The sequence below is a fragment of the Pseudomonas cichorii genome (assembly GCF_018343775.1).
Classification (GTDB): domain Bacteria; phylum Pseudomonadota; class Gammaproteobacteria; order Pseudomonadales; family Pseudomonadaceae; genus Aquipseudomonas; species Aquipseudomonas cichorii.
In genome coordinates this window covers 3,798,589-3,823,690 of record NZ_CP074349.1, presented here as the reverse complement: position 1 = coordinate 3,823,690, position 25,102 = coordinate 3,798,589, and the positions used below count along the sequence as shown (strand labels likewise).

Annotated in this window: 19 protein-coding genes; 13 read left to right on the top strand and 6 right to left on the bottom strand. The window is 59.1% G+C overall.

What is annotated here, in order from left to right:
* Positions 1 to 127 precede the first annotated feature (127 nt).
* The gene (locus KGD89_RS15840; RefSeq protein WP_025260746.1) at positions 128 to 2,038 is read left to right on the top strand and encodes an ATP-binding cassette domain-containing protein; all 1,911 of its coding nucleotides are present in this window, start codon (positions 128 to 130) and stop codon (positions 2,036 to 2,038) included.
* A gap of 141 nt (positions 2,039 to 2,179) precedes the next feature.
* On the opposite strand, the gene KGD89_RS15835 is transcribed toward KGD89_RS15840, so the two are convergent.
* Complete coding sequence (locus KGD89_RS15835; RefSeq protein WP_025260745.1) at positions 2,180 to 2,620, bottom strand: universal stress protein; 441 nt, start codon at positions 2,618 to 2,620, stop codon at positions 2,180 to 2,182.
* 254 nt (positions 2,621 to 2,874) lie between these two features.
* Here KGD89_RS15835 and KGD89_RS15830 point away from each other — a divergent pair, with 254 nt between their 5' ends.
* The 7 genes from KGD89_RS15830 to KGD89_RS15800 all read left to right on the top strand — a co-directional run bounded on the left by KGD89_RS15830 (position 2,875) and on the right by KGD89_RS15800 (position 11,267).
* On the top strand, positions 2,875 to 3,312 hold the full coding sequence (locus KGD89_RS15830) for a hypothetical protein (protein WP_025260744.1): 438 nt from the start codon (positions 2,875 to 2,877) through the stop codon (positions 3,310 to 3,312).
* Between the two features lie 571 nt (positions 3,313 to 3,883).
* Positions 3,884 to 6,031 (top strand): fatty acid oxidation complex subunit alpha FadB, encoded by a 2,148-nt coding sequence (gene fadB, locus KGD89_RS15825; RefSeq protein WP_025260743.1) that lies wholly within the window; start codon positions 3,884 to 3,886, stop codon positions 6,029 to 6,031.
* 22 nt (positions 6,032 to 6,053) lie between these two features.
* The gene (fadA, locus tag KGD89_RS15820) at positions 6,054 to 7,229 is read left to right on the top strand and encodes an acetyl-CoA C-acyltransferase FadA (protein WP_025260742.1); all 1,176 of its coding nucleotides are present in this window, start codon (positions 6,054 to 6,056) and stop codon (positions 7,227 to 7,229) included.
* Between the two features lie 131 nt (positions 7,230 to 7,360).
* Positions 7,361 to 7,597 carry a DUF1653 domain-containing protein gene (locus KGD89_RS15815; RefSeq protein WP_025260741.1) on the top strand — a complete coding sequence of 79 codons (237 nt, stop codon included), beginning with the start codon at positions 7,361 to 7,363 and terminating at the stop codon, positions 7,595 to 7,597.
* 113 nt (positions 7,598 to 7,710) lie between these two features.
* The gene (gene topA, locus KGD89_RS15810) at positions 7,711 to 10,323 is read left to right on the top strand and encodes a type I DNA topoisomerase (protein WP_025260740.1); all 2,613 of its coding nucleotides are present in this window, start codon (positions 7,711 to 7,713) and stop codon (positions 10,321 to 10,323) included.
* A 125-nt stretch (positions 10,324 to 10,448) separates the two neighbouring features.
* Entirely contained in the window at positions 10,449 to 10,970 is a 522-nt protein-coding gene (locus tag KGD89_RS15805; RefSeq protein ID WP_025260739.1) for a DUF6586 family protein, read from the top strand.
* 63 nt (positions 10,971 to 11,033) lie between these two features.
* Positions 11,034 to 11,267: a hypothetical protein gene (locus tag KGD89_RS15800; RefSeq protein ID WP_025260738.1), complete on the top strand. Its 234-nt coding sequence runs from the start codon at positions 11,034 to 11,036 to the stop codon at positions 11,265 to 11,267.
* A 15-nt stretch (positions 11,268 to 11,282) separates the two neighbouring features.
* Here the strand turns inward: KGD89_RS15800 and sulA are convergent, their stop codons facing one another.
* Positions 11,283 to 11,753, bottom strand: a complete 471-nt coding sequence (sulA, locus tag KGD89_RS15795; RefSeq protein WP_025260737.1) for an SOS-induced cell division inhibitor SulA — start codon at positions 11,751 to 11,753, stop codon at positions 11,283 to 11,285.
* 9 nt (positions 11,754 to 11,762) lie between these two features.
* Positions 11,763 to 12,371 (bottom strand): transcriptional repressor LexA, encoded by a 609-nt coding sequence (gene lexA / locus KGD89_RS15790; RefSeq protein ID WP_025260736.1) that lies wholly within the window; start codon positions 12,369 to 12,371, stop codon positions 11,763 to 11,765.
* 216 nt (positions 12,372 to 12,587) lie between these two features.
* Between lexA and psrA the strand changes: the two genes are divergently transcribed.
* The 3 genes from psrA (at position 12,588) to KGD89_RS15775 (ending at position 15,154) form a co-directional block, all read left to right on the top strand.
* Complete coding sequence (gene psrA / locus KGD89_RS15785) at positions 12,588 to 13,304, top strand: transcriptional regulator PsrA (RefSeq protein WP_025260735.1); 717 nt, start codon at positions 12,588 to 12,590, stop codon at positions 13,302 to 13,304.
* Positions 13,305 to 13,405: 101 nt separating this feature from the next.
* Entirely contained in the window at positions 13,406 to 14,404 is a 999-nt protein-coding gene (nagZ, locus tag KGD89_RS15780) for a beta-N-acetylhexosaminidase (RefSeq protein ID WP_176767546.1), read from the top strand.
* A gap of 9 nt (positions 14,405 to 14,413) precedes the next feature.
* Positions 14,414 to 15,154 (top strand): S-methyl-5'-thioinosine phosphorylase, encoded by a 741-nt coding sequence (locus KGD89_RS15775; protein WP_025260733.1) that lies wholly within the window; start codon positions 14,414 to 14,416, stop codon positions 15,152 to 15,154.
* Positions 15,155 to 15,227: 73 nt separating this feature from the next.
* Here the strand turns inward: KGD89_RS15775 and KGD89_RS15770 are convergent, their stop codons facing one another.
* From KGD89_RS15770 to mfd, 3 genes are all read right to left on the bottom strand, one after another.
* The gene (locus KGD89_RS15770) at positions 15,228 to 17,963 is read right to left on the bottom strand and encodes a DEAD/DEAH box helicase (RefSeq protein ID WP_025260732.1); all 2,736 of its coding nucleotides are present in this window, start codon (positions 17,961 to 17,963) and stop codon (positions 15,228 to 15,230) included.
* Positions 17,964 to 18,030: 67 nt separating this feature from the next.
* On the bottom strand, positions 18,031 to 18,555 hold the full coding sequence (locus KGD89_RS15765; protein ID WP_025260731.1) for a CsiV family protein: 525 nt from the start codon (positions 18,553 to 18,555) through the stop codon (positions 18,031 to 18,033).
* 11 nt (positions 18,556 to 18,566) lie between these two features.
* Positions 18,567 to 22,019 (bottom strand): transcription-repair coupling factor, encoded by a 3,453-nt coding sequence (gene mfd, locus KGD89_RS15760; RefSeq protein WP_025260730.1) that lies wholly within the window; start codon positions 22,017 to 22,019, stop codon positions 18,567 to 18,569.
* 215 nt (positions 22,020 to 22,234) lie between these two features.
* On the opposite strand from mfd, the gene KGD89_RS15755 reads away from it, so the two are divergent.
* The gene (locus KGD89_RS15755; RefSeq protein WP_025260729.1) at positions 22,235 to 23,698 is read left to right on the top strand and encodes a glyceraldehyde-3-phosphate dehydrogenase; all 1,464 of its coding nucleotides are present in this window, start codon (positions 22,235 to 22,237) and stop codon (positions 23,696 to 23,698) included.
* A 95-nt stretch (positions 23,699 to 23,793) separates the two neighbouring features.
* A complete protein-coding gene (locus KGD89_RS15750; protein ID WP_025260728.1) occupies positions 23,794 to 25,059 on the top strand; it encodes an MFS transporter in 1,266 nt (421 codons plus the stop codon).
* The last annotated feature ends 43 nt before the right edge of the window (positions 25,060 to 25,102 follow it).

The following is a 25,102-nucleotide window of genomic DNA, read 5'->3' as shown; positions in this document are numbered from 1 at the left end:
GCTGTAACGCCCTTGAATGAAACCGGATGTTATAAGGCCTTCACACTCTGTCGCTGCCCGGTGGCATGAATGCCGACATCCACGGGTGATCTCAGGTAGAATGCGCGCCCGGTTTTTGGAGAAGATCATGACCCTGCTCAAATTCAGCGATGTGTCCCTTGCTTTCGGCGCCATGCCGTTGTTGGACAAGGTGTCCTGGCAGATCGCCCGTGGTGAGCGGGTGTGCATCATCGGCCGTAACGGTACAGGCAAATCCAGCATGTTGAAGCTGGTCAAGGGCGTGCAGAAGCCCGATGACGGCGCTGTCTGGCGTGCGCCTGGCCTCAAGATCGGCGAGTTGCCCCAGGAATTGCCTGTGGCCGACGAGCGGACCGTCTTTGACGTGGTCGCCGAAGGCCTTGATGGCGTGGGCTCCTTGCTCGCCCAGTATCATCACCTTGCCCAGAACTGCGTGACCGAGGAAGACCTCAACAAGCTCATGCATGTCCAGCAGGAACTCGAAGCTCGTGACGGCTGGCGTCTGCAGCAATTGGTCGACAGCACCCTGAGCCGCCTGCAACTGCCGGCTGACAAGACCCTGGCCGAGTTGTCCGGTGGCTGGCGTCGCCGTGTGCTGCTGGCCCAGGCACTGGTTTCCGAGCCGGATCTGCTGCTGCTCGACGAACCGACCAACCACCTGGACATCGGCGCAATCGCCTGGCTTGAAGAAGCCCTCAAGGATTTCCAGGGCGCTGTGTTGTTTATCACCCACGACCGGGCATTCCTGCAGAACCTGGCGACCCGTATTCTGGAACTCGACCGTGGCGGCCTGATCGACTGGAACGGCGACTACGCCAGCTTCCTGGTCCACAAGGAAGCGGCACTGGCTGCGGAAGAAACCGCCAATGCCCTGTTCGACAAGCGTCTGGCTCAGGAAGAAGTGTGGATTCGTCAGGGCATCAAGGCCCGTCGTACCCGTAACGAAGGTCGTGTGCGCGCCCTCAAGGCTCTGCGCGTCGAGCGCAGCGAGCGTCGCGAGCGTACCGGCAAGGCGAATATCCAGCTCGATACTGCGGAGAAATCCGGCAAGCAGGTGATGGTGCTGGAAGGCGTCAGCTTCGCTCATCCGGGCGGTCCGACGCTGATCAAGGATTTCTCCATGGTCCTGCAGCGCGAGGACCGTATCGGCCTGCTGGGTGCCAACGGTACCGGCAAGACCACGTTGCTCAAGCTGATGCTGGACAACCTGCAGCCTACCGAGGGCAAGGTCGAGGTCGGTACTCGTCTGGACGTCGCTTACTTCGACCAGTTGCGTCACCAGCTCGATCTGGAAAAGACCGTGATCGACAACGTGGCCGAAGGTCGTGACTTCATCGACATCGATGGTCAGAGCCGTCACGTCCTGAGCTACCTGGGCGATTTCCTGTTCAGCCCGCAACGTGCGCGTACGCCGGTCAAGGCGTTGTCCGGTGGTGAGCGTGCCCGTCTGTTGCTGGCCAAGCTGTTCAGCAAGCCGGCCAACCTACTGGTCCTCGATGAGCCGACCAACGACCTGGACGTGGAAACCCTGGAGCTGCTTGAAGAAGTGCTGCTGACCTTCAAGGGCACCGTACTGATGGTCAGTCACGACCGGGCATTCCTGGACAACGTGGTGACCAGCACGCTGGTGTTCGAGGGCGAAGGCAAGGTTCGCGAATACGTCGGCGGTTATCAGGACTGGCTGCGTCAGGGCGGTTCACCGCGCCTGCTGGGCGTGACCGATACCAAGTCGGGCAAGGCCGAGCTGAACAGCGCGGTGGTGCAGGCTGCACCGGTCGCCGCTCAGGAAATGCCGGTTGCGAAAAAGAAGCTCAGCTACAAGCAGCAGCGCGAACTGGAAGCCTTGCCGGCGCAGATTGATGAAGTGGAAGGGCTCATCGCTGCCCTGACCGCCGAAATGGCCGAGCCGGGCTTCTATCAGCGTTCTTCCGAGCAGACCACTGCGGTGCTGGCTCAGGTCGAAAGCCTGCAGGCTCAGCTTGATGCCTTGCTGGAGCGCTGGGCCGAACTGGACGAGTGATACCGAATCGGTAGGAGCGAATGCATTCGCGAGGCGTCATTGAGGCCGATACATCTCTTTGGATGTGCCGGCCTCTCGCGAATAAATGTGCTTACTGACGTTGTTTTGAAAAGCCCGGGAGCGATGCCCGGGCTTTTCGCTTTACTCAGGTTTGTTAAGGCGTACAGCCAGTACGTCGCAAGGTGCGCCATGCAGGACGTCATTGGCGGTGGAGCCCAGCAGCAGGGCAAGGCCGTGGCGACCATGGCTGCCGACAACGATCAGGTCGCACTTCTGGTTCTTGGCCAGTTGATGGATTTCCTGGCGTGGCTGACCGTAGACCAGATGGCTTTCGCCTGCCTTGATCTCCGGGTATTTTTCCTTCAGTTTTTCCAGCTTTTCCTTGGCCTGATCGAATTGCTGCTGTTGCAACTGAGACAGATCCATTGGAACGTCGCCCCCGAAGGCCATGGCCATGGGTTCGACGATGTGCACCATCGACAGGGTGGCATCGCTGGCCTGGGCCAATACACGAGCGCGACGGATGACTGGGTCGCACTCGTCGGTGAGGTCAATGGCAACCAGAATGTGTTGATACGACATAAGGAGGTCCTCCGAGAGGATTGCGATAAGGGTGAGTATGGCTTCTTCGCACGCTTGTGGGCAGGCCCTTTTGCAAACCATTGTTTATTTTGATTTTTTAGTGCTGCGAAAGCTGGCAAGCAAGGGTGCTGTCTGCTCTGCGACTCTTTCGGTGATCTCCTTTTATCGGCGCGCATTTGCATCCATTTCGATGCCGGATATTTCCAGTTGCGGCCACTTTTCGTACAGAGCCTGATCGGGCGGGGACAAGAAATATGACGACCTTGGTGGTTCTGTCAATCATTTGTGTGATGTTGAGCCCGCTGGTATGGCTGCGTCCCTCGCGTCAGCAGAGCGGCAGAATGGCTTTGCGCCTTGAGGCGCGGCGCCTGGGAATGGCCATGCAGCTTGCGCCCCAGGAATGGCCGCACTGGCTCTCCAAGGAGCCTCCAAGCCCTTGCGCCCAATATCATCGGCCTCGTTCGGGCTCGCAGAAGGCGTGCTGGGCTTATTGGCAGAGTGAGCCGGGCGTCTGGCTCAACCGCTGGCGCGAGCCTTGTGAGGATGCGGGGCTGATAAATCATTTCAATACGTTGCCAGCGGACGTGTTCAAGGTCGAGGCCGATGCGCAGATGATTGCTTTGTTCTGGGGCGAGAGGGGGGAGCCGCAGGTCTTGCCGAAAATCGATGCGGTGCTCAAGGCGCTGGCCTGAAGCCCATCCGATGTGCGGGCAATAAAAAGCCCGACAACAACATCGGGCTGGGGGTTGGCCAGGCAGGCCGATAATTCGTGGCGCTACGGTGCAATGCCGTAGATCGCCGAGTCCTGCGCGCCGATGAGCGGCTTTGCAGGCACTGGCCAGACTTTAGACCTTACGCTCCGTTTTGTCGCGTTTTTCCCGAGTATTTTTCATCTGCGAGCCTCAACGGTGCAAGAAGTCGCGTCGGGGTTTGCTTCGAGCTTTGCATTATCACTTTTTTGAATGGGGCCAAATCAAACTTGGGGTCTTGGGTGAAGGCAAGGCTGCAATCTGGCCAATACGCCGTTTTTATTGATGTTTCGTCGAATTGACAATTTTCGGGTTTTGCCTGATGGTGTGCATACCCAAATCAAACGGGCGTATGAATTGATCGTTTGGTCGTCAGACGGCTCTGACAGAACTCTGACTACCACGTCGGCGGGTGTGCTTGATTTGGCGTGTTCATCGACGGCGACGTCGTAGTCTCGTCGAACCTCAAGGTTCGGCGAGTATTGTTCAGCTTCCCTATTGTGGAGATCAGTTGATGATTTACGAAGGTAAAGCCATCACGGTTAAGGCTCTTGAAAGTGGCATCGTCGAATTGAATTTCGACCTCAAGGGTGAGTCCGTCAACAAGTTCAATCGCCTGACCTTGAGCGAGCTGCGTCAGGTGGTTGATGCCCTCAAGGCCGACGCTTCTGTCAAAGGCGTGATTGTCACCAGTGGCAAGGACGTATTCATTGTCGGTGCCGATATCACTGAGTTTGTTGATAACTTCAAGTTGCCGGAAAGCGAACTGATTGCCGGTAACCTCGAGGCCAACAGGATCTTCAGCGACTTTGAAGACCTGAGTGTGCCTACGGTCGTCGCCATCAATGGCATCGCACTGGGCGGTGGCCTGGAGATGTGTCTGGCGGCTGATTATCGCGTCATTGCCAATACGGCGAAGATCGGTCTTCCCGAGGTCAAGCTGGGCATTTATCCCGGTTTCGGCGGTACTGTCCGCCTGCCACGCATCATCGGGGCCGACAACGCCATCGAGTGGATCGCTTCCGGCAAGGAAAACGCTGCCGAAGACGCCCTCAAGGTCGGTGCTGTCGATGCCGTGGTCATCCCTGAAAAACTTCAGGCCGCTGCTTTGGATCTGATCAAACGCGCCATCAGCGGCGAGTTCGATTTCAAGGCCAAGCGTCAGCCCAAGCTGGACAAGCTCAAGCTCAATCCCATTGAGCAAATGATGGCATTTGAAACCGCCAAAGGTTTTGTTGCAGGTCAAGCCGGCCCGAATTATCCGGCACCTGTCGAAGCCATCAAGACCATCCAGAAAGCCGCGAACTTCGGTCGTGACAAGGCGTTGGAAGTCGAAGCTGCCGGTTTCGTGAAAATGGCCAAGACGTCTGCGGCGCAGAGTCTGATCGGCTTGTTCCTGAACGATCAGGAACTGAAAAAGAAAGCCAAGGCATACGATGCACTGGCCAAGGACGTGAAACAGGCTGCCGTACTGGGTGCCGGGATCATGGGCGGCGGTATCGCTTATCAGTCGGCGGTGAAAGGCACGCCGATCCTGATGAAGGATATTCGCGAAGAAGCCATTCAACTGGGCCTCAATGAAGCCTCCAAGCTGCTGGGTGGCCGTGTCGACAAAGGTCGTCTGACACCTGCCAAGATGGCTGAAGCACTCAATGCGATTCGTCCTACCTTGTCTTATGGCGACTTCGGCAACGTCGACCTGGTGGTCGAAGCGGTAGTCGAAAACCCCAAGGTCAAGCAGGCGGTACTGGCCGAAGTCGAAGCCAATGTGGCTGAAAACACTATCCTGGCCTCCAATACATCGACCATTTCCATCTCCTTGCTGGCCCAGGCCCTCAAGCGTCCGGAAAACTTCGTCGGCATGCACTTCTTCAACCCGGTGCACATGATGCCGCTGGTGGAAGTCATTCGTGGCGAGAAGTCCAGCGAAGAAGCCGTGGCAACCACCGTTGCCTACGCCAAGAAAATGGGCAAGAACCCGATTGTGGTCAACGACTGCCCGGGCTTCCTGGTCAACCGTGTCCTGTTCCCGTACTTCGGCGGTTTCGCCAAGCTGGTCAGTGCCGGTGTGGATTTCGTGCGCATCGACAAGGTCATGGAGAAGTTCGGCTGGCCCATGGGGCCTGCGTACCTGATGGACGTGGTCGGCATCGACACGGGTCACCATGGTCGTGACGTCATGGCCGAAGGCTTTCCGGACCGCATGAAGGACGATACTCGTTCTGCCGTGGACGTGCTGTACGAGGCCAAGCGCCTTGGCCAGAAGAACGGCAAAGGCTTCTATGCCTATGAGACGGACAAGAAGGGCAAGCCTAAAAAGGTCAGCGACCCTACCGTGCTGGACGTGCTCAAGCCGATCGTCTACGAGCAGCGTGAAGTGACCGATGAAGACATCATCAACTGGATGATGATCCCGCTGTGCATGGAAACCGTGCGCTGCCTGGAAGACGGCATCGTCGAGACTGCTGCCGAAGCCGACATGGGCCTGATCTACGGCATCGGTTTCCCTCCGTTCCGTGGTGGTGCGCTGCGTTACATCGACTCCATCGGCGTCGCCCAATTCGTTGCCCTCGCTGACCAATATGCCGAGCTGGGTGCCTTGTATCAACCGACCGCGAAGCTGCGTGAAATGGCCAGTAAAGGCCAGAGCTTCTTCGGTTAAGCGCCTTCTGAGGAATGAACGTATGAGCTTGAATCCAAGAGACGTCGTGATTGTCGACTTCGGTCGCACCCCGATGGGCCGCTCCAAGGGCGGCATGCACCGCAACACCCGTGCCGAAGACATGTCGGCGCACCTGATCAGCAAGTTGCTGGAGCGCAATGCGAAGATCGACCCGGCCGAGGTGGAAGATGTCATCTGGGGCTGCGTCAACCAGACCCTGGAGCAGGGCTGGAACATCGCACGCATGGCGTCGTTGCTGACCCAGATCCCGCACACCTCTGCGGCCCAGACCGTGAGCCGCCTCTGCGGCTCGTCCATGAGCGCGCTGCACACGGCGGCCCAGGCGATCATGACCGGCAACGGTGATGTGTTCGTGATCGGTGGCGTCGAGCACATGGGCCATGTCGGCATGATGCATGGCGTCGACCCGAACCCGCACATGTCCCTGCATGCCGCCAAGGCTTCGGGGATGATGGGCCTGACTGCCGAAATGCTTGGCAAGATGCACGGCATTACCCGTGAGCAACAGGACGCTTTCGGCCTGCGCTCCCACCAGCTCGCTCACAAGGCGACCCTGGAGGGCAAGTTCAAGGACGAGATCATCCCGATGCAGGGTTATGACGAAGACGGTTTTCTCAAGGTTTTCGACTACGACGAAACCATCCGTCCGGATACCACCCTGGAAAGTCTCGCGGCGCTCAAGCCTGCATTCAATCCCAAGGGCGGTACTGTAACGGCGGGTACGTCATCGCAGATTACCGACGGTGCGTCCTGCATGATCGTCATGTCTGCCCAGCGTGCCAAGGACCTGGGTATCGAGCCGATGGCGGTCATCCGTTCCATGGCCGTTGCGGGTGTAGACCCGGCAATCATGGGTTACGGCCCGGTACCGGCGACTCAGAAAGCCCTCAAGCGTGCCGGTCTTGGCATTGCCGATATCGACTTCTTCGAGCTCAACGAAGCCTTCGCCGCACAGGCCCTGCCAGTGCTCAAGGATCTGAAAGTGCTCGACAAGATGAACGAGAAGGTTAATCTGAACGGCGGCGCTATCGCCCTGGGCCATCCATTTGGGTGCTCCGGTGCGCGTATTTCGGGTACTTTGCTCAATGTAATGAAGCAGAATGGCGGCAAGCTGGGCGTCTCGACCATGTGTATCGGTCTGGGCCAGGGCATTGCCACTGTTTTTGAACGCATCTGAGATTGAAAGGGTCTGTTGCCGTCAACGGACCCTGAATTGATGCGAGCCGGGGCCTGGTCCCCGGCTTTTGTATTTTGGAAAAAGCCATTTTTTTACCCGTTGTTTCAGTCATGTTTCAAGAGGGCAACAGCATGCAATTAGAGCCAGGGCTCTATCGCCATTACAAAGGCCCGGAGTACCGGGTATTCAGTGTTGCGCGACATTCCGAAACCGAGGAAGAAGTGGTGTTCTATCAAGCTCTTTACGGTGATTTCGGGATGTGGGTACGTCCTTTGAGCATGTTCCTCGAGTCCGTCGAGGTTGACGGCGAGCAAGTGCCGCGCTTTGCTTTGGTTCAGGTTGAGCCGAGTCTTTTTACCCGTCCGTGAGTCGGGGCCGTACAACAGCCTGTGCTTGACCTCACCTTGTAGCCACTATATATAGCGTGGCCTTTATAAGCTCCACTCTGTCTTTCATCTAGTTTTCAGGAATTTTCTGATCCATGGGCAAATCGCTGGTCATCGTGGAATCCCCGGCTAAGGCCAAGACCATCAACAAGTATTTGGGCAACCAGTACGTGGTGAAGTCGAGTATCGGCCATATCCGAGACCTGCCCACCAGCGGTTCGGCTAGTGCTGCCAAGGAACCTGCCGCCAAGCGTGGCAAGGCAACTGCGAGCGAAGCGCCCGCACTGAGCCCCAAGGAAAAGGCCCGGCGCCAGTTGGTGTCGCGTATGGGCGTCGACCCCGAACACGGCTGGAAGGCCAAATACGAAATCCTTCCCGGCAAGGAAAAGGTGATCGAAGAGCTGCGCAAGCTGGCCAAGGATGCCGACACCATCTATCTCGCAACGGACTTGGACCGCGAAGGGGAAGCCATTGCCTGGCACCTGCGCGAAGCCATCGGTGGGGATGACAGCCGCTTCAAGCGCGTGGTGTTCAACGAAATCACCAAGAAAGCCATCCAGGAAGCCTTTTCAAAGCCAGGCGAGCTGGACATCGCCCGTGTGAACGCCCAGCAGGCCCGTCGCTTCCTCGACCGCGTCGTGGGCTACATGGTGTCGCCGCTGCTCTGGCAAAAGGTCGCTCGTGGCCTGTCAGCCGGTCGTGTGCAATCGGTTGCCGTGAAGCTGGTGGTGGAGCGCGAGCGCGAAATCCGTGCCTTCAATCCTGAAGAGTACTGGGAAATCCACGCCGACCTGGGTACTGCCAAGGGCGCCAATGTGCGCTTTGAAGTCGCCAGGGAAAACGGCGAGGCCTTCAAGCCGCTCAACGAAGCACAGGCCATGGCGGCGCTGGAGAAGCTCAAGGCCTCCAGCTACAGCATCGTCAAGCGCGAAGACAAGCCGACCAGCAGCAAGCCGTCTGCGCCATTCATCACGTCCACCTTGCAGCAGGCAGCCAGTAACCGCCTGGGCTTCGGTGTGAAGAAAACCATGATGATGGCCCAGCGCTTGTATGAAGCGGGCTACATCACTTACATGCGTACCGACTCCACCAACCTGTCGGCCGATGCCGTCAGCATGGCGCGCGCTTACATCGAGACAGAGTTCGGCAAGAAGTACCTGCCGGAATCCCCGAATGTCTACAGCAGCAAGGAAGGCGCACAAGAGGCTCACGAAGCGATTCGTCCGTCCGACGTGAATACCCATCCAAGCAAGCTGTCGGGCATGGAGCGTGATGCCGAGCGCCTTTACGAGTTGATCTGGCGCCAGTTCGTGGCCTGCCAGATGCCGCCGGCCCAGTACCTGTCGACCACGGTCAGCGTTGCTGCCGGTGACTTCGAGCTGCGCGCCAAGGGCCGCATCCTGAAGTTCGACGGTTACACCCGTGTATTGCCGCAGATCTCCAAGCCTGGCGATGACGGTGTGCTGCCGGACATGGCGCAGGGCGAAACCCTGAAGCTGGTGACACTGGACCCGAGCCAGCACTTCACCAAGCCGCCAGCTCGCTACTCAGAAGCCAGCCTGGTCAAGGAAATGGAAAAGCGCGGCATCGGTCGTCCTTCGACCTATGCGGCGATCATTTCGACCATTCAGGATCGTGGCTACGTTGCATTGCACAATCGTCGTTTCTATTCGGAAAAAATGGGCGATATCGTCACCGGTCGTCTGTCCGAGAGCTTTTCCAACCTGATGGACTACGGCTTCACGGCCGGCATGGAAGAGAACCTCGACGATGTGGCCCAGGGCGAGCGCGACTGGAAGAACGTGCTGGACGAGTTCTACGGCGACTTCCGCAAGAAGCTTGAAGTGGCCGAAGCCCCTGACAGCGGCATGCGTGCCAACCAGCCGGTCATGACCGACATCCCGTGCAAGGTGTGCGGTCGTCCGATGCAGATCCGCACCGCGTCGACCGGTGTCTTCCTCGGCTGCTCGGGCTACAGCCTGCCACCCAAGGAGCGCTGCAAGGCGACGGTCAACCTGACTCCCGGTGACGAGATCGCCGAGGATGACGAGGGTGAATCCGAATCCCGCGTATTGCGCGGCAAACACCGTTGCCCGGTCTGCAGCACGGCCATGGATGCGTATCTGCTGGACGAGAAGCACAAGCTGCATATCTGCGGCAACAACCCGGACTGCTCGGGTTACGAGATCGAAGAGGGCACCTATCGCATCAAGGGCTATGAAGGTCCGAGCCTGGAGTGCGATAAGTGTGGCAGCGAAATGCAGCTCAAGACCGGCCGTTTCGGCAAGTTCTTCGGCTGTACCAATGCCGAATGCAAGAACACTCGCAAGCTGCTCAAGAGCGGCGAGGCTGCGCCACCGAAGATGGACCCGGTGAAGATGCCTGAGCTCAAGTGCGACAAGGTCGATGACACCTACATCCTGCGCGACGGTGCTTCCGGTCTGTTCCTGGCCGCAAGCCAGTTCCCGAAGAATCGTGAAACCCGTGCGCCGCTGGTCATTGAGATCGTGCCGCACAAGGATGAAATCGATCCCAAGTATCACTTCCTCTGCGAAGCGCCGAAGAAAGACCCCGATGGCCGTCCGGCGGTAATTCGTTACAGCCGCAAGACCAAAGAGCAATATGTCCAGACCGAAGTGGAAGGCAAGCCGACCGGCTGGCGTGCTTTCTATGATGGCGGTGTCTGGAAGGTCGAAGACAAGCGCTGATCAAGTGTGCCCGGCGCAGGTCGGGCACAGTTTGCCCAGGAGGCTCCAGGCGGGTTTGACCCTGCCGGGAGCTTTGGCGCTTGTGGCCATGCTCTTTTTATCTGACCGTTATGGAGAATGCCGCCATGGCCTATGAGCTCTATACCCGCACCAATCAGAAGATCTACTTTGCCGGGCTTGCGCTTGAAGCGCTGGGCAAGGCCGAGAAAGGTCAGGCCATCAATGCCCAGGCGTTGTTACAGGCCGAGCGTGAATCCGTCCTGTTTCATTTGTATGGCGCGCTGCTGGGGTTGTGTCATGAAATTGCCGGTTTCTACCGGTTGCCTCAGGCCAATGCACCACGAGCCGAGCTGCTGTTGACCCAGGAAGTGCTGGACGCCGTAGCAATCCCGGAAATGGCCGAACTGGTCGAGTTGGCGCGCAACAGGGAAACCTGGCTGGCGCAGCTTCTGTCGGCCTACAACGCCTTGTTTGAACCGCCTCGCGCTCCTAAAGCTCCCAAGGGAGATGTCACCCAGCCGATGATTGTGGCGGTAAATCTGGACGACAAACCGGCCTTTGAGCTGACTCGTGAGGAACTGGAAGGCTGGCGGCAACAACTAAAGGGTCTGGCCATTCGTTTTCGTGAAGGCTTGAGCGAGTGCTAAAACCAATGATCTACAGGCTGGCAGACTGTTACAATGCTGGCCTTTCGCGGAGTATTTGTACTGATGCCTACCTCTTTTCTTGAAATTGTCGAACTACCTGACGGCCGCATAGAGTTGCGTCGCGCCGATGATGAAGGGGCGCTGGTTACCCTCGATTTCTCTGCAGATGCCAAGTCTTTCATGCAAGGTCAGCATGTCGAGATTGCCAAGGCGATGCTGAGCGTAGGTGTGCAGATGGCCGGACGGTTGGCTGAAGGTGAGCTTGAGAAGGACTCGGGGCCTCGGGTCCTTCATTAACGGCTGGGCAATCAATCAGCCCAGTCGAATATTCAAACTCTGCGCATCCCCGATCCGCGCCGCTTTCACCAGTTGCTGACGAGCAGCGGAACCCAGCGGATTGATCCAGCTGACTACCGTATGGCTGCGTCCCAGTCTAAGCGCTTCGCGAGTCAACTCCAGTGCGCTTTGATTCCCCCGAGGTTGCAATAGCAGTATTCGCTCTCTGTTGAGGCCTGCATCCCTCAGCCATGTCTGGGTAAGGCTTGGGGGTGGCGCAATCAGAGTCAGCCAGCGGTCGTTGGTGTCCTGGCTCAGTTCCCGAAGGATAGGTGCCATAAGGCTCAGGCAGCTCCCGGCTGCGCCACGCAATGTCAGTTCACTGAAGGCTTCTGGCTCGTTGCCCCAGGCCTTTTCGGTATCTTCGGCAATCATCGGGGCGAGTGGCTGGGCCAGGAACGCCTCGAACAGTGGTAATTGCGTGTGCGGTGCTTGATGGAACTGCATAACGTCTCCTTAGCGGCGAATGACGCCGACACTCAGGCCTTCGATCACCAGCTCCTGATCCTTGAGGTCGACCTCGATAGGTGCGAACTCGGGGTTTTCAGCAATGAGCCAGACCTTGCTGCCTTCACGTTTGAAGCGTTTTACCGTGACCTCGTCGCCGATCCGTGCAACCACGATCTGGCCGTTGCGAGCCTCACGGGTGGTGTGTACGGCCAGGAGGTCGCCATCGAGTATGCCGATATCCTTCATGCTCATGCCGTGGACCCGAAGCAGGTAGTCGGCACTTGGATGAAAGAAGGTCGGGTTGATGTTGCAGGACTCTTCGATATGCTGCTGGGCCAGGATCGGCGCACCCGCGGCAACGCGGCCAATGATCGGCAGGCTGTTCTCGTCAGGCTTTGCCTCGAAACCGGGGATGCGGATGCCGCGTGACGCACCCGGAGTCATTTCGATGGCGCCCTTGCGGGCCAGTGCCTTGAGGTGTTCTTCCGCCGCGTTGGGGGATTTGAAGCCCAGTTCCTGAGCGATTTCCGCGCGGGTAGGCGGGTAGCCATTGTCTTCGAGGCAGCGTTTGATGAAGCCCAGAATCTCGGCTTGGCGTGGCGTCAGTTTGATCATGGCAGGCGCTCTGTCTTTTTATACAGTGACTGGGATTATATACAGTGAAGGCGTGTTGGCAATCGTCCTTTTCATTTTCGTCGCCCGACGGTCGGGTTGCAGTCTGTCTGCAAGAGGTCGGATAAGTGACTGTTCGGCCACTCTATGAACAGCCCGCTTGACAAGAGGCCCGGCTGATACGTATGTTTCAAACGTTCGTTTGTTAGGCAGAGAGCCATGGCCCAGTCGGAAACCGTTGAACGCATTCTTGATGCTGCCGAGCAATTGTTCGCAGAAAAAGGCTTTGCCGAAACCTCCTTGCGTCTGATAACCAGCAAGGCGTCGGTCAATCTGGCTGCGGTGAACTATCACTTCGGTTCCAAGAAGGCATTGATCCAGGCGGTTTTCTCGCGTTTTCTGGGGCCTTTCTGCATCAGTCTCGAACGCGAGCTGGAGCGTCGTCAGGCCAGGCCCGAGCAAAAGCCAACGCTTGAAGAGTTGCTGGAGATGCTTGTCGAGCAGGCGCTGGTGGTTCAGCCGCGCAGCGGCAATGACCTGTCGATCTTCATGCGCCTGCTGGGGCTTGCGTTCAGTCAGAGCCAAGGTCACTTGCGTCGCTATCTGGAAGACATGTACGGCAAGGTGTTCCGCCGCTACATGACCCTGGTCAACGAAGCTGCCCCGCGCATTCCACCTATCGAGCTGTTCTGGCGCGTGCACTTCATGCTGGGTGCTGCAGCCTTCAGTATGTCCGGTATCAAGGCCTTGCGTGCCATCGCCGAGACCGATTTCGGCGTCAACACGTCCATCGAGCAGGTCATGCGCCTTATGGTGCCATTCCTGGCAGCCGGCATGCGTGCCGAAACCGGTGTGACAGACGCCGCCATGATCGCAGCGCAGCTCAAGCCGCGCACCAAAAGCTCCTCAAGCGCCCCCGTCGCCGCCAAGGCCTGACGATTCCTGGATGCGCTCGCATTGCGCGAGGCTCCAGGATCAAGCACCATGCCCGGATTGATTGGTAATGGTGTGTTAAGGGTTTTTCTATGAGTTCAGGCCTGCAAGGCTCCCTGATGGTCGATGTCGCCGGTACCTGGTTGACCGCCGAAGACCGTCAGTTTCTGCGTCAGCCCGAAGTGGGCGGTTTGATTATCTTTGCCCGTAACATCGAGCACCCGCGGCAAGTACGCGAGTTGAGCGCGGCCATTCGTGCCATTCGCCCTGACTTGCTGCTGGCCGTGGATCAGGAAGGCGGCAGGGTCCAGCGTCTGCGACAGGGTTTCGTGCGTTTGCCTGCGATGCGTGCCATTGCCGACAAGCCAGATGCCGAATCATTGGCCGAGCATTGCGGCTGGCTGATGGCGACCGAAGTGCTGGCTGTTGGCCTGGACCTGAGTTTCGCCCCGGTACTGGACCTCGATTTCCAGCGTAGCGCTGTGGTGGGAACCCGTTCCTTCGAGGGCGATCCCGAGCGCGCGGCCTTGCTGGCCGGTGCTTTTATCCGTGGTATGCAGGCTGCCGGCATGGCGGCCACCGGCAAGCACTTTCCGGGTCATGGCTGGGCGGAAGCCGATTCCCATGTGGCAATCCCCAATGACGAGCGCAGCCTGGACGAGATTCGCAGCAAGGATCTCGTGCCTTTTGCACGTCTGAGTAAACAACTGGCGGCGGTGATGCCTGCCCATGTCATCTATCCGCAGGTCGATTCGCAGCCTGCCGGGTTCTCCCGTCGCTGGTTGCAGGAGATCCTGCGCGGCGAACTGCAATTTGACGGTGTCATCTTCAGTGATGACCTGTCCATGGCAGGTGCTCATGTGGTGGGCGATGCGGCCAGTCGCATCGAGGCTGCGCTGACGGCCGGTTGTGACATGGGCCTGGTCTGCAATGACCGTGCTGCCGCCGAGCTGGCCCTGAGCGCTGCGCAACGTCTGAAGGTCAAGCCTTCTGCGCGTACCGCCCGCATGCGTGGCCAGGCTCATGCTTCGACGGATTATCGCCAGCATCCGCGCTGGCTGACGGCGCTTCAGGCGCTGCGCAATGCCCAATTGATCGATTAAGGATTTGCAATGACGGTTTACGCGATTATCGGCGGAACAGGCCTGACCCAGCTTGAAGGTCTGAACATTCGCCAGTCCCTGCCCATGAACACGCCTTATGGCGCGCCGTCGGGCGAAATTCAGATCGGTGACTATGCCGGTCGCGAAGTGATGTTCCTGGCCCGTCACGGCCATCCTCATCGCCTGCCGCCGCATCAGGTCAACTACCGCGCCAACATCTGGGCCTTGAAGCAGGCCGGTGCGCAAGCGATTCTGGCCGTGAATGCCGTGGGCGGTATTCATCCGGCCATGGGAACCGGCCATTTCTGCGTGCCCCATGATCTGGTGGATTACACCAGCGGTCGCCAGCACACCTTCTTTGCCGACGATCTGGAGCAGGTCACCCATATCGATTTCAGCTACCCCTACAGCGAGGCGCTGCGCGATCGTCTGATTGCGGCACTGGCGGCTGAAGGGTGCGAGTTCAGTGATCGTGGCGTGTATGCCTGCACCCAGGGGCCGCGTCTGGAGACGGTGGCCGAGATCGTTCGTCTTGAGCGTGATGGCTGCGACATCGTCGGCATGACCGGTATGCCTGAAGCGGCACTGGCCCGTGAGCTGGAGCTGGATTACGCCTGTCTGGCGCTGGTGGTCAATCCGGCTGCGGGCAAGTCGAAGGCTGTTATCACCATGGCCGAGATCGAGCAGGCGCTGCGTGATGGCATGGGTAAAGTGAAATCCACTCTGGCGCGGGTGCTTTCGGCAGAATAAAACCCACCCCGTGTGAGCGGATTTATTCGCGAAGAGGCTTCTCGCGAATGAATTCGCTCCCACAGGGGGCGGATTATTTCCTGCCTTTCTTCGGCGCAGCCGGCAATGGCGCGAACAGCGCCTTCAGGTCTTCGTCCCGTAGCTTCCAGTCTCCTGCCGAGCGGCCATCCAGGACGCCTGCTGCCAGGGCCGATTTTTCCTGCTGCAAGCGCTGGATTTTTTCTTCCACGGTGCCGCGGGCAATCATCTTGTAGACGAACACTGGCTTGTCCTGACCGATGCGGTAGGCGCGGTCGGTGGCCTGGTTTTCTGCGGCCGGGTTCCACCATGGGTCATAGTGAATCACGGTGTCGGCAGCGGTCAGGTTCAGGCCGGTACCACCGGCTTTCAGGCTGATAAGGAATACCGGCAGCTTGCCGTTCTGGAAGTCGTGGATCGGTGTGCGGCGGTCACGGGTCGAGCCTGTGAGCAGGGCGTAGGGAATGCCGCGCTGTTCAAGCTCTTGCTCGATCAGGGTCAGCATCGAGGTGAACTGCGAGAACAGCAGGATCTTGCGACCTTCGGCCAACAGTTCCTCGAACATCTCCATCAGGCTTTGCAGTTTGGCCGAGCTGCCCTGTTTGCCAGGAACCGGCATGTCGTCGTTGACCAGGCGCAGGTCGCAGCAGACCTGACGCAGCTTGAGCAGGGCTTCAAGAATGATGATCTGGCTGCGGGCCACGCCCTTGCGGGTGATCTCGTCGCGAACCTTCTTGTCCATGGCCAGGCGCACGGTCTCGTAGACGTCGCGTTGCGCGTCATTGAGTTCGACCCAGTGAATGATCTCGGTCTTGGGTGGCAGTTCGGTCGCGACCTGTTCCTTGGTGCGGCGCAGCAGGAACGGTTTGATGCGGGCGTTGAGGTGGTGCAGACGATCCACGTTGCCGTGTTTTTCGATGGCTGTCCGGTAGTTGCTGTTGAATTCCTTGCTGCTGCCCAGCCAGCCGGGCATCAGGAAGTGGAACAGCGACCACAGTTCGCCCAGGTGGTTTTCCAGCGGCGTGCCACTCAGGCAAAGGCGCTGGCGGGCATTGAGGTTGCGGGCTGCCTGGGCAGCCTTGCTGTTGGGGTTCTTGATGTATTGCGCTTCATCGAGAATCAGCACGTGCAGCGGCAGTTTCTCCAGCAGTTCAAGATCTCGTGGCAGCAGGGCGTAGGTAGTCAGGATCAGGTCGTAGTCCTGGAGGTTGCTGGCTTCCTGATGACGATTGGCGCCATACAGGGCCAGGACCTTGAGTTGCGGTGTGAAGTTTTCGGCTTCGTCCAGCCAGTTGGGGATCAGGCTGGTGGGCATGACGGCCAGGGCAGGGCGATCCAGGCGCCCGGCCTGTTTCTCCATCAACAGGTGCGTCAGGGTTTGCAGGGTCTTGCCCAGGCCCATGTCGTCTGCCAGCACGCCGCCCACTTCCAGCTCGCGCAGGGATTGCATCCAGCTCAGGCCTTCCAGCTGATAAGTGCGCAGCGTGGCATTCAGCCCTTCGGGCAGGCTGACCGGCGCATCCTTGATGTTCACCAGCCGTTCGGCGAACTGGCGCAGCCGGTCGCCGCCCTGCCATACCAGTGGCATATCATCGAGTTCGGTCAGGCGCGCAGCATCGGCCCGGCTCATGCGCAGCGTGTTGCTGTCTTCCTCGCGCCAGTAGAAATCGCCCAGGGTCGCAAGCACCGGTTTGAGCCGCCCGTAAGGCAGTGCGACCTGTACCGGGCCGCCGCCACTCTGGGTGAAGTGGTTGAGCTGGACCAGCAACTGTTCTTCATCGCCGCGCTTGGCAACGGCCGAAGGGCTCATCAGTTCCGGATGGCTGCGAAGCAGGTTGATCAGGATCGGCAGCAGGCTCAGGCGTTCGCCGTTGACGATGATGCCCAGTTCCAGGTCGAACCAGTCGCGTTCGGTTTCTTCGTCGATGACGGCATACCAGTCATCCACGGGCGTGACATCGAAGCCGAAGTCATCGCGTATCTCGATTTCCCAGCCTTGCTCGCGCAGCCTTGGCAGATCGTCCAGCACAAAATGCAGCCACGCTTTGTCGGTGGGCAGTTCATACATGTCCCCGGCGCTGTCGGGCAGGGCCTTGCTTTGCCGGGTAGCGACCTTGAAGCCGATATCGTTCAGTTGCTGGCGATATTGCCGCTCCTGCTCGCCCTGGCGGCGTATGCGCAGGGTTTCGGTTTCGGTGTGCTCGATGATGTCGCTCTTCTGGTTGACCAGATCGCTGCCCAGGGAACTGACCAGAATGCTGACGTTGGTCGTGCCAACGGCATAGTGCTTGCCATAGGCGAAGGCCAGCGCTGCCCGATGCTGGATATGACGCTGCATGCGCCCGTTGCGCGGCTCATAGGCGCTGAACTCGACACTGGCCAGAATCAGGCGCGGTACGGGTTTCATATCGTCGATCAGGCGTTCGGGCAGAGTGGCCTTGGGCTCGACGACCTCGGGAGTGTGCGAGGCCATGGCGGCGGCAATGGCAGGCTTGTTTGCCGGGTCCTGCAGGAAGTGCATGGCTGCTACGCAGTGCTTGCAGTCATTGTGTACAGGACAGGTGCATTTGCAGACCAGGAAATTCTTGTAGCGATCCGGATCCTTGAACAGCAGGGTCTGGGTGTAGAGCTCGTACCCCGAGCCCCGGCAGGTGGTGCGAATGATCTGCGGGCTGGACTCTTCGAGTGCGATGCGTTTTTGCAGGGCGTAGCCGTACCCCCGCTCAAGAGTCTGGGGTTTGAATAGCTGTGTCCATGCAGAGGCAAGGACTTTTTCGAGAATGGACGACACAGTTTTAAAAAGCCCTACGCCGTAGCGATGCTCAAAAGAAAGGGAGCGTAGTCGCGCTCCTGAATGCTCAAAGGGGAGAAACTTTTATCAGCAGGGCCAGATTGCTGTTATCCAGATAGATCAGCTCGCCGTTCTTGACCCTGGCGCTCTGTTTCATGCGCTCACTGCTGATCAATATGCCATGGGGATCAAGCTGGTTGATCCAGAAGTCCGCAGAGATATCGGTAAAGCGTGCGATGGCCAGGCTGATGGTGCCCTCTACCGGGAAGTGGCCGAGTTGTTCCTGGCCGCTGGTCACGGCCATTTTGCTGTTTTCGGTGCCGATGTCCTGTTGCCAGGCCTTTTGCAGCAGCACTTGATATTTGCCGCTGTCCTGAAGCTTTTTGGTCATGTCGTTCAAGGCAGGGCTTCGCTCGTTGCTGGAGTCGATGCGTTTGGCGCCCGCGCTCCAGTCTTCAGGGGCGAACTGCAATGTTGCGGCAGGCTCGCCGAGCTGGCGAAACAGGATCATTTCCACCTGATACAGGCTGTCGGCAAAGGCTGTCGGGGCGACAAGCGTCAGCAGCAGGATCAATGAACGAAACAGACGCATGGATGAATCCTTCAAGCAGTTTTCGGGGTCAGGCGCTCAAGCAGCGCTTCGATCGTATTGAAGCGCTCTTCGGGGCGCTCCATGGGGACCATGAATTTGAAGAGTGTGGCACCTTCGAACTTGTAGCGGTTGGGCTGGCTCTGGATCAGTTTGATCAGTGTCAGCGGGTCAACCGGTGTATCGGCTGCAAATTCCAGACGTCCACCCTGAGGCCCGGCATCGATCTTGCGGATGCCCAGTTGCTCGGCATGCAGCTTGAGCTGTGTGATGCGTATCAGGCTCTTGGTGGGTTCTGGCAGCAGGCCGAAGCGGTCGATCATCTCCACTTGCAGGTCCTTGAGTCCATCCTCGTCGGCGGCATTGGCAATGCGCTTGTAGAGAATCAGTCGGGTATGAACATCCGGAAGGTACGACTCGGGAATCAGTGCCGGAACCCGCAGGTTGATTTCCGGCCCACCGCCCAGTGGCTGGTCGAGGTTCGGCTGTTCGCCCTTGCGGATCGACTTGACGGCGCGTTCGAGCATTTCCATGTACAGCGTGAAGCCGACGGCCTGGATCTGGCCGCTCTGGCCGTCGCCCAGCAGTTCGCCGGCACCACGGATTTCCAGGTCGTTGGTGGCCAGTACAAAGCCTGCGCCCAGGTCCTGGGTGTTGGCGATGGCTTCCAGGCGCTTTTCCGCATCCGGCGTGATCTGCTTGCGTGGCGGTGTCAGCAGGTAGGCGTAGGCCTGGTGGTGGCTGCGCCCGACCCGGCCGCGTAACTGGTGCAACTGCGCCAGCCCGAATTTGTCGGCACGTTCGATGATGATGGTGTTGGCGCTTGGCACGTCGATGCCGGTCTCGATGATGGTCGAGGCGATCAGCACGTTGAAGCGCTTGTGGTAGAAGTCGCTCATCACCTGTTCGAGTTCTCGTTCGCGCATCTGGCCGTGGCCGATGCCGATACGTGCCTCGGGCACCAGTTCGGCCAGGTCGGCGGCGCATTTCTCGATGGTCTTGACGTCGTTGTGCAGGTAATAGACCTGACCGCCGCGCAGCAGCTCGCGCAACAGCGCTTCCTTGATGGTCGGCTTGTTCTGCTCCATGACGAAAGTGCGCACCGAAAGCCTGCGGGCAGGTGGTGTGGCGATGATCGACAGGTCGCGCATGCCCGACACTGCCATGTTCAAGGTGCGCGGGATCGGTGTAGCGGTCAGGGTCAGGATATCGACTTCACTGCGCAGGGCCTTGAGCTGTTCCTTCTGACGCACTCCGAAACGGTGCTCTTCGTCGATGATCACCAGCCCCAGATTCTTGATTTTCACATCGTCCTGCAGCAGCTTGTGGGTGCCGATGACGATGTCGATCTTGCCTTCGGCCAGATCGGCCACGGCAGCGTTCACTTCCTTGGCGGACTTGAAGCGGCTCATGACCTCGACCCGGACCGGCCAGTCTGCAAAGCGGTCACGGAAGCTGTTGTAGTGTTGCTGGGCGAGCAGGGTAGTGGGCACCAGAATCGCCACCTGACGTCCGCCGTGTACCGCAATGAACGCGGCGCGCATTGCCACTTCGGTCTTGCCGAAACCCACGTCGCCGCAGACCAGCCGGTCCATGGGCTTGGGCGCCAGCATGTCGGCGCGCACCGCTTCGATGGTGGTCTGCTGGTCCGGGGTTTCCTCGAACGGGAACCCGGCGCTGAAGGTTGCGTAATCGGCTTTCGGGTCTGCGAAAGCGTAGCCTTCGCGGGCAGCCCGGCGAGCATAGATATCCAGCAACTCGGCTGCCACGTCGCGTACCTGCTCGGCGGCCTTGCGCTTGGCTTTCTGCCAGGTTTCCGAACCCAGGCGGTGCAGCGGCGCGGTATCGTCGTCGCTGCCGGTGTAGCGGGCGATCAGGTGCAGGTTGGCGACCGGCACATACAATTTGGCGTCTTCGGCGTAGGCCAGCATCAGGAATTCGGCCACCTGATTTTCGACTTCCAGTGTCGCCAGCCCCAGGTAGCGGCCAACGCCATGATCGATATGCACCACCGGCGCGCCTTCGCGCAGCTCGGTGAGGTTCTTGATCACGGCATCGTTATTGCCACCGTCGTTGCGTTTTTCGCGGCGCCGACGCTGCATGACCCGCTGACCGAACAACGGGCTCTCGGCCACCAGCGCAAGCGCGGGTTGCTCCAGCACCAGGCCTTCGTCCAGAGGCGCAATGGTGATTGCCAACCGGTCCTTGCCGTTGACGAAGTCCAGCCAGTTGTCGACGGTTTTGGGGCGCAGTTTCAGGCGATCCAGCAGTTCCAGCAGCACCTCGCGGCGCCCGGCGGATTCGGCGGTGAACAGCACGCGACCGGGGAACTCATCGAGAAAGCTCGACAGCGCGGCAAGCGGCTGGCTGGCCTTGGCTTCGATGGCCAGATCCGGCAGGCCCTGGGCCGGGAAGCGTTCGCGGCCGACGCCGGGCTCGACATCCTGCTGGCTGGCAACCACACGCGGCCAGCTTTTCAGGCGTGAAAAGCAGTCTTCCACCGGCAGGAACAGTTCGGCAGGCGGCAACAGCGGGCGATCGGGATCGATGCGGCGTTCTTCGTAGCGGTTGCGCACATCGTTCCAGAAGTTTTCGGCGGCCTGTTCGATACCCGGCAGCGAGAACACCTGAGTGTCCTGGGGCAGGTAATCGAACAGGGTCGAGGTTTCTTCGAAGAACAGCGGAATGTAGTACTCGATACCGGCTGGCGTGATACCGCTGCTCAGGTCCTGGAAGATCGTGCTGCGCCGGAAGTCCACGTCGAAGCGCTCGCGAAAACGGGCCTTGAAGCGCGTGACTTCTTCTTTTTGCAGCGGGAATTCCCGGGCCGGCAGCAGCCGGACCGACTCGACCTTGTCTATGGAGCGCTGTGTGTCAGGGTCGAAGGTGCGCAGGGTTTCGATTTCGTCGTCGAACAGGTCGATCCGGTAAGGCACCTTGCTGCCCATCGGGAACAGATCGATCAGCGCGCCGCGCACCGTGAACTCGCCATGCTCATAAACCGTATCGACGTAGCGATAGCCGCTGGCTTCCAGGCGCGTACGCATGGCTTCGACATCGAGCTTCTGGCCGACGTCCAGCACCAGGCTGCTGCCCAGCAGGAACCGGGTCGGAGCCAGCCGATGTAGGGCCGTGGTGATGGGGACTACCAATACGCCATGATCCAGTTCCGGCAGACTGTAGAGGCTGGCGATCCGCTGGGAAATGATGTCCTGGTGCGGTGAGAACAGGTCGTAGGGCAGGGTTTCCCAGTCCGGAAAGTGCAGGACCGGCAGCGTCGGCGCGAAGAACCTCAGCTCCTGTTCCAGCCGCTCGGCGCTCTGGCTGTCGGCGGTCAAAAGCAGGGTGAAGCGCTTGGCAGCGCTTGCGGCCTCGGCAATCGCCAGGCTCAGTGCGGCACCGGGAAGGTTGCCCCAGTGTTGTTTGCCAGCAGCGGCAGGAAGAAGCGGTAGACGCAGAACGGGCACGGAAGGTCAGGCTCCAGGCGTTGCGACAGGGGCGGCGATTGTACCGGTGGAAGGTGGTGCCTGTCAGTTTTCAGGTCGGTTTTGAGGCGTAAAAGTCCTGCTCGGAAATTTCCTGCGTGTACAAGGAACAAATGTAGTGCGCATTGATCTGACAACGGCGCATTGCTCATAAACAAAGGCGGCGGCATAATGTAGCCCCTTTTTTCAGCCCCTACATGTGGAAGGTTCCCGTGACTCAGAAGCCCGACCAGTGTCTTGGTGAATGGATCGATCGTGAAGCACTCGCCGAGGCGATGATCCCGCTTATCGGTCAGCTCTACCGCAATAACAATGTGGTGAGTTCGATCTATGGCCGCAGCCTGATCAACCGTTCAGTCATCGCGATTCTCAAAGCTCACCGCTTTGCGCGTCATCGCCAGTCCGACGCACTTGAGTTGTCCGTGCACGAGACTTTCCCGCTCGTCAAAGCGATGAGTGAGCTTGAGCTGGGCGCCGCTTCGGTGGACCTGGGCAAGCTGGCCGTGAAATTCAAGACCGAAGGCAACGGTCGTTCCGCAGAGCAATTCGTGCGTGACGAGCTGGCCAGTGTGGTTGGCAAGAAAAACGCCACTCCAGCCAAAGGCACTGATGTCGTGCTTTATGGTTTCGGCCGTATCGGTCGTCTGCTGGCCCGCATCCTGATCGAGAAGACCGGTGGCGGCGAAGGTCTGCGCCTGCGTGCCATCGTTGTCCGCAAAGGCGCGGAAAACGATCTGGTCAAGCGTGCCAGCCTGCTGCGTCGTGACTCGGTACATGGTCCGTTCGATGGCACCATCACCATCGACGAAGCCAACAGCACCCTGACTGCCAACGGCAACCTGATCCAGATCATTTACGCCAAGAACCCTGCCGAGGTGGATTACACCCAGTACGGTATCAAGGACGCCCTGCTGGTGGACAACACCGGTGTGTGGCGTGATGCCGACGGCCTGGGCCAGCACCTGGCATGCCCGGGTATCGATCGCGTCGTTCTGACTGCGCCTGGCAAGGGCAAGCTGAAGAACATCGTTCACGGTATCAACCACGGTGAAATCACTGCTGACGACAAGATCGTGTCCGCTGCATCCTGCACCACCAACGCCATCGTGCCGGTGCTCAAGGCTGTCAACGACAAGTTCGGTATCGTCAACGGTCACGTTGAAACGGTTCACTCGTACACCAACGACCAGAACCTGATCGACAACTTCCACAAGGGCGATCGTCGTGGCCGTAGCGCTGCGCTGAACATGGTCATCACCGAAACCGGTGCTGCCACTGCTGCTGCCAAAGCCCTGCCTGAACTGGCTGGCAAGCTGACCGGCAACGCTATCCGCGTACCGACGCCGAACGTTTCCATGGCCATTCTCAACCTCAACCTTGAGAAAGCCACCAGCCGCGAAGAAATGAACGAGTACCTGCGTCACATGGCGTTGCACTCGGACCTGCACAAGCAGATCGACTTCGTTAACTCGCTGGAAGTGGTTTCCACTGACTTCGTAGGCTCGCGTCACGCCGGTGTCGTGGATGGCGAAGCAACCATCGTCAACGATAACCGCGTTGTTCTGTACGTCTGGTACGACAACGAATTCGGTTACAGCTGCCAGGTTGTCCGCGTCATGGAAGATATCGCCGGCGTCAATCCGCCAGCCTTCCCGCAGTAATGATGTAGCTGCCCGGTCTTGCCGGGCAGTTCCCCAAACGGGCCGAATCCTGTATCTACAGGTTTCGGCCCGTTTTGTTTATGGAGAGTCGCTTGATGAGCGGTGGTTCGACGATGGATTGTTCGCAAAAGCAGCTCAAAAGCAGCTTCTTCCTGTTGTTCTTGACGATTTTCATTCCTTTTGGCTTGGGCCATTTCATCTCTTACATGTTCCGCACGGTCAATGCGGTGATCTATGTCGACTTGCAGGCCGACCTGGGTTTGCCTGCCAGCAGCCTGGGATTGTTGACGGGCGTGTATTTCCTGGCCTTCGCTGCGGCGCAGATTCCGCTGGGGGTCATGCTGGATCGTTACGGTCCGCGTAGCGTGCAGGCACCCATGTTGCTGCTGGCAGTGCTGGGCTCGGTGATCTTCAGCGTGTCCAGTACCGAAGCGGGCTTGATGATCGGGCGTGGCCTGATCGGTCTGGGGGTAGCCGGGTCGCTGATGAGTGCCATCAAGGCCTGTGCCATCTGGTTGCCGGTGGAGCGCTTGCCTCTGGTGACGGCTTGCCTGCTGTCCATTGGCGGGCTGGGGGCCATGGCTTCCACTACGCCGCTGCATGTGTTGCTTGGTTGGGTAACCTGGCGGGAGGCGTTTCTGATTCTGGCGCTGCTGACCTTTTGTGTCGCCGCCATTATCCATTTCAGCGTGCCCAAGGCTTACGAGGCCAAAAGCGTGCGTTACTCCGACATGTTTGCCGCTGTGGGCAAGCTTTACCTGTCATGGTCTTTCTGGCGTCTGGCCCTGTACTCGGTCTGTGCCCATGCCATCTATATGTCGGTGCTGTCGTTGTGGATGGGGCCGTGGCTGCACGATATGGCCGGGCTGAGTGATCCGGATATGGCCAGTGTGCTGCTGTTCGGCACTGTTGCCATGGTTGCCGGCTCCCTGGCATTTGGCGCGATCACTGATTATCTGCGCCGTTTCGGGGTGCAGCCGATCATGGTCTGTGGCGCGGGTATGGTGATCTTCATCGTCTTTCAGGGGCTCATGGCCAGCGGCCTGCCGGTTTCACCGTACCTGATTGCTATGGGTTTCAGCTTTTTTGGCACATCCACCACGATGAACTACGCAATCATTGCCCAATCGGTTTCCCCGGAATTGGCGGGCCGGGTGAGTTCATCCTTCAATCTGGTGCTGTTCGTACTCGCGTTCTTCCTGCAATGGCTGATGGGCGGCGTGTTGAATCTATGGCCAGCGGGTGAGGGTGCAGGGCCTCCGGTGGAGGCTTATCAGTGGTCGCTGGGCCTCATGATTGCCTTGCAGGTGCCGGGTGTATTGTTGTGGCTGAGTTTCAGGCCGTGGAAACTGAAGGCCTGAAAGTGAAATGCCCCGACACGGGGTCGGGGCATTACTGTCTGGC